Origin of the sequence: Tunicatimonas sp. (assembly GCF_049647865.1) — a bacterium.
Classification (GTDB): domain Bacteria; phylum Bacteroidota; class Bacteroidia; order Cytophagales; family Cyclobacteriaceae; genus Tunicatimonas.
In genome coordinates this window covers 1-5,549 of the sequence record NZ_JBARYM010000091.1, presented here as the reverse complement: position 1 = coordinate 5,549, position 5,549 = coordinate 1, and the positions used below count along the sequence as shown (strand labels likewise).

The window sequence follows — 5,549 nt, the reverse complement described above, 5'->3', positions numbered from 1 at the left end:
CACTCTACGGGTACCGAAGACAACGGAATCCACGTAGGGCTGGACGGCGAGTGGCCCGAAACCGGCAAACGAATGCAGTTCCACGCTTATAACGATAAGTGGACGTGGGAAAGTCGGCAGCGCACCGAAGAGGTTCATTCGGGAGTACCCGAGCTAATTTATCTCATGATTGAAGAACCTGGGGAACATACCATTTCATTTTCAATGCGAGAAGATGGCTTTGAGTTTGACAAATGGGCAATGACTACCGCCTACCAGGCTCCTGAAGGAATGGGTCCCGAAGAACAAGTTTATAACGACTAAAAATTAGCAGATTCATTTTATGAAAAACTACAAAATTGCAGTGGTTCCTGGCGATGGAATCGGAAACGAGATTGTCCCGACCGGGCTGAAGGTGCTACAAGCCGCTGCCGAGAAGCACAAGTTTACTCTAGAGATTGAGCAATTTCCTTGGGGAGCATGCTACTACAAACAGCACGGAGCCTTCATGCCCGACAATGGCCTGAGTACGCTTAAACAATTTGATGCTATATACTTCGGTGCCGTTGGCGACCCGGAGGTGGATGATACCTTGCCCGCCATGTTATACACTTTCAAAGTTCGTACTGCCTTTCACCAGTACGTGAATTACCGCCCGGTAAAACTACTGCCCGGTATTGAAAGCCCATTGCGTTATAAATCGCAGCAGGATATTGACTTTGTGGTGATTCGAGAAAACAATGAAGGAGAGTTTGTCCAGAACGGAAAAATTATTCACCCCGATCAGCCCTACGGATTAGCCACCGATACCAGTGTGTTTACCCGGGCGGGTATTGAACGCATCGCCCACTATTCGTTTCAACTGGCACAGAAACGCCGAAAGAAAGTTACTAATGTAACCAAATCCAATACGCTGATCAATAGTCTCGCCTACTGGGACCGGGTGATTGAAGAGGTATCGGTGCAGTACCCTGATGTAACCTACCATAAAATGTACGTCGACAATGCTTCGGCCAGTTTCGTACTAAAACCCGAAGTGTTCGATGTGATCGTTACTACCAACATGATCGGCGATATTCTCAGTGATTTGGGCGGAGCCATTATGGGTAGCCTTGGCTTAGGACCCAGTGGCAATATCAATCCCGAAAGAGATTTTCCCTCTATGTTCGAGCCCATCCACGGCTCCGCCCCCGATATTGCCGGGCAGGGCATCGCCAATCCGGTCGGTGCTATCTGGTCGGGCGCCCTGATGCTGGAACACCTGGGAGAAACCGCAGCGGCTCAAGATATTGTAAAGGGCATTGAGGCTACCACCCAAAAAGGAATTGTGACCGTAGATTTAGGAGGTACCGCCAAAACTGCCGAGATTGCTGATAGTATCATCAACCATTTATCCAGTTGAGACACAAAATCTTGCGTCTCAACGCAGTATCGTATCTCTCATCTCAACGTAATATCAAATGAAAACCCCCATCGACTTAACCTTACCCTACGACTCTGATATGCCGGGGGTCACCATCGAAATTGCCAAAACGCTGGAGCGCGACGGCTGGAACGCCCGCACCTTGCATCTCTACTCCCACGTAGGCACCCATATGGATGCGCCCTTGCACTTTGGGGTCACTGACCAGAGTATTGACCAGATTCCGCTAACCGACTGTATGGGGCCAGCTTGGGTAGTGCATCTGCCCGAATTGCCTGATCAGTACTTGATTGAGATAAAGGACTTGAACGAGATAGCCGAAAAAGTACAGCCTGGTGATAGCCTGCTCTTCCGTACCGGCTGGAGTCAGTACCTACGCCAATCAAGGTACCGCGATGGGCTACCCCGCATCAGTGAAGAACTGGCCGAATGGTGTGTGACGAAAAAGATAAAAATGCTGGGTGTTGAAGCCCCGTCGGTAGCCGATGTCAATAACCTACCGGAGGTAACAAAAATCCATCAGATTCTGCTAGGCGGGGAGATCGTGATTATTGAGGGGCTAACTAACTTAGATAAAATCCAGCAAAATAAAGTCCAGCTCATTGCACTACCCCTAAAAATACAAGGCGGCGACGGCTCCCCCGCCAGGGTTATTGCTTTGGAGGAATAGTTCATTTCAATATGTCTACTACCCTACAACTACTACTACAAAATATACCTCCACCACCCCAAGAGGATTTACTAACTCAAATCCAACAAAAGATTAAAGAATCACCCCAAACCATTGTGGTGCTGGATGACGACCCCACCGGCACCCAAACCGTCTACGATGTTCCGGTACTTACCGAGTGGAGCACCGAAGTGATTAACGCTGAGTTTCAGCGCGATACTCCGCTGTTCTTTATCCTTACTAACTCCCGCAGCCTTCCGGTGCAGCAAGCCAATCAGCTGGCGGGAACGATTGGGCAAAACCTGAATGAAGCTGCCCAACAAACCGGTCACAATTACTTCGTCATTAGCCGTAGCGACTCTACATTGCGAGGCCACTATCCTAATGAAGTAAATGCGCTATTGGCTGGAATGCAGCAAGAGGAAGCTGTCAGGGTTTTGGTTCCGGCTTTTCTGGAGGGAGGACGCTACACCATTAACGATACGCACTACGTGCAGGAGGTAGATGAGCTGATACCGGTAGGTGAAACGCCTTTTGCTCAAGACAAATCTTTCGGATTTTCTGCTTCTAATCTAAAGGATTGGGTAGTGGAGAAGACGGACGGACAAGTGAGAGCTGAAGATGTAGTCTCGCTTAGCCTACCTGATCTTCGCACGAAAGGAGCTACCTACGTAACCGAAACGCTTAACGCCTGCTCCCCTAACGCTACCTGCATCGTCAATGCTGCCGATCGTTACGATCTGGAAGCTTTTGCTTTGGGGTTATTAAACACCAATACTCCAGTCATTTGCCGCACTGCCGCTTCTATCGTTCCCGTATTGGCTGGATTAGCTCCTCAACCGTTGCTTTCTCGAGAGCAATTGTTATCGAATAGCTTACCCGGCGGAGGGCTGATCATTGTAGGCTCTTATGTTCCTAAATCTACCGCGCAGCTCGAACACTTGCTAGATAATACTTCGGTACAATCTATCAAACTGAATGTAAACGAAATTCTAGAACATGCTGATCCGGAAAATTTTGCTCGGCAGATGGCTCAGCAAGCCGATCATCTTCTAGCCAATAGTCAGGATACGGTAATCTACACCAGTCGCGACTTAGTATCCGGGCAGGATAAGGAAGAAAGCCTGAAGATCGGACAGCGGGTTTCAGCCTTCCTGACGGATGTTATTCGCCAAATGAATGTTGTCCCTCGCTATCTGCTAGCCAAAGGCGGAATTACCTCTAGTGATACCGCTACAAAGGGACTAGGCGTAAAAAAAGCTACGGTACTCGGGCAGATTTTGCCGGGAGTGCCGGTCTGGAAGTTAGGGAGTGAAAGTAAATTTCCTGAATTGACGTATATCGTTTTTCCGGGCAATGTGGGTGAGGAAGATTCCATTACCAAAGTCGTTCATCAATTAAAAACCTACTAATGGCCGGACGTTACTGGATGGTGGTTGGCACCTTTTTACTGGCATTGCTACTGTATATCGATCGTATCTGTATCTCGGTAGCCAAGGAGCCTATCGCCGAATCGCTGCAGTTGAGCGACGAACAGATGGGGTGGGTGCTATCGGTATTTGCGTTGGGCTACGCCCTCTTTCAAACTCCGGCGGGCCTACTAGCTGACCGTCTGGGCCCTCGCCGGGTACTAACTGCCGTAGTATCGTTCTGGTCGTTGTTTACTGCTCTCACCGGTGCCGCCTGGAATTTTGTTTCCCTGTTGGTAGTACGCTTACTATTTGGGGCGGGTGAAGCGGGCGCATTTCCCGGCATGTCACGCGCCGTGTTTTCCTGGATTCCATTACAGGAGCGGGGATTAGTGACCGGTATTAATTTCTCGGGTTCCCGCTTGGGGGCGGCTTTCGCGCTTCCGTTTGTGGCCTGGCTGATTCAAGCATTAGGTTGGCGCATGAGTTTTGTGGTACTGGGAATCGTTGGAGTTGTTTGGGCGGTAGCCTGGTACTTGATTTTTCGTAATGATCCCACCGAGCACCCCAAACTATCGGTTACTGAGAAAGACTTTATTCGGGCCAACCGGCAGCAGATTGACTCGGCAGTAGCCCGGGAACCGCTAAATGCCAAAAACCTGATTAGCTCCAAGAATATGTGGCTGGCTATGGGGCAATACTTCTGTAGCAATTTTACCTTCTTCTTCTGCCTCACCTGGTTGTTCCCCCACCTGAAGGAAACCTACTCGCTGGAGGCAATGGAAGCTGGATTTTACGCATCGGCTCCGCTGGTACTGGGAGCCTTAGGCAACTGGTTTGGGGGATGGTGGGTAGATCGAATCTATCGGCAAGGCAACTGGACATTATCGCGCCGCGTACCTGCCGCCGTAGGATTCGCCCTGGCTGCTATTGGGCTGGTTGCCAGCGTATACATGGACACACCTCTCACCGCGATTGTTTTTCTAAGCGTAGCCATCTTCGGGGCGGATATGACACTCAGCCCGTCTTGGTCGTTTGCCGTAGACATTGGCCGTCAGCACGCCGGGGCCGTATCGGGTACTATGAATATGGCAGGAAACATCGGAGCCTTCATCACCGCCCTGGCTTTTCCCTACATGCAATCCTGGACGGGTTCGGAAGTACCTTTCTTCTTCCTGGGAGCCGGACTGAATGTAGTCGGCATTGTCCTGTGGCTTTTTATGCAACCAAAAATGAGCTTAAAAGAATACTAAATTATGACCCAACTCAAAGGAGTATGCATCGGAGCTGGTTACTTCAGTCAGTTTCACTACGACGGTTGGAGCCGTATAGATCCGGTAGAAATTACCGCATTATGCGATACTGACCTGGCTAAAGCCAATGTTGTTGCCCAGAAGTTCAACATCGCCAAGGTGTACACTGACTACCACAAAATGCTGGATCAGGAACAACCGGATTTTGTGGATGTAATTACTCCGCCGACCACCCATCAGGAAATCTGCCAGCAGGCTTTTGACCGGGGAATAGCGGTGATTTGCCAGAAACCCCTTGCCCCTACTTACGCCGAAGCTGAAGCTATCGTGCAAGCAGCTCAACAAGCCAATGTGCGGTTTATGGTGCACGAAAATTTTCGCTTTCAGCCCTGGTACCGAGAAATCAAAAAGCTATTGGAGCAACAGCTGATTGGTGATCGTTTGCATATGCTGAACCTGCGCTGCCGCATGGGCGACGGCTGGGGCGAAGATGCTTATCTCGATCGTCAGCCCTACTTCCGCGCGATGCCCAAACTGTTCGTCTACGAAACCGGAGTACACTTTATTGATGTATTTCGCTACCTGGTCGGCGAGATTGATAATGTCTACGCTCAACTCAAAACGCTTAACCCAGTCATTAAGGGAGAAGATTCGGCACTGATGATCTTGCAATTCGCCAACGGTACCACTGGCATTATCGATGCCAATCGCTACAATGAAAGCAATCAGCCCAATCCTCGCTATACCTTCGGAGAAATACTCATAGAAGGCAATAAAGGCAGCATTCGCCTCTACGCTGATGGAAAACTCACGAT

General features: G+C 49.8%; 5 protein-coding genes and 1 pseudogene. All 6 read left to right on the top strand.

Annotated features, from left to right (window positions below):
- A pseudogene (locus WBA23_RS03195) lies at positions 1-303 on the top strand (hypothetical protein); the annotation flags it as partial.
- A gap of 19 nt (positions 304-322) precedes the next feature.
- On the top strand, positions 323-1,381 hold the full coding sequence (locus WBA23_RS03190) for a tartrate dehydrogenase (protein WP_424580804.1): 1,059 nt from the start codon (positions 323-325) through the stop codon (positions 1,379-1,381).
- Between the two features lie 58 nt (positions 1,382-1,439).
- Positions 1,440-2,072: a cyclase family protein gene (locus tag WBA23_RS03185; protein WP_424580803.1), complete on the top strand. Its 633-nt coding sequence runs from the start codon at positions 1,440-1,442 to the stop codon at positions 2,070-2,072.
- Between the two features lie 11 nt (positions 2,073-2,083).
- Positions 2,084-3,484 carry a four-carbon acid sugar kinase family protein gene (locus WBA23_RS03180; RefSeq protein WP_424580802.1) on the top strand — a complete coding sequence of 467 codons (1,401 nt, stop codon included), beginning with the start codon at positions 2,084-2,086 and terminating at the stop codon, positions 3,482-3,484.
- Positions 3,484-4,734, top strand: a complete 1,251-nt coding sequence (locus tag WBA23_RS03175; RefSeq protein ID WP_424580801.1) for an MFS transporter — start codon at positions 3,484-3,486, stop codon at positions 4,732-4,734. Before WBA23_RS03180 ends, WBA23_RS03175 begins: the two co-directional genes overlap by 1 nt.
- A gap of 3 nt (positions 4,735-4,737) precedes the next feature.
- Positions 4,738-5,549 (top strand): Gfo/Idh/MocA family protein (locus WBA23_RS03170; RefSeq protein WP_424580800.1); only part of this gene is annotated, 812 nt, incomplete at its 3' end.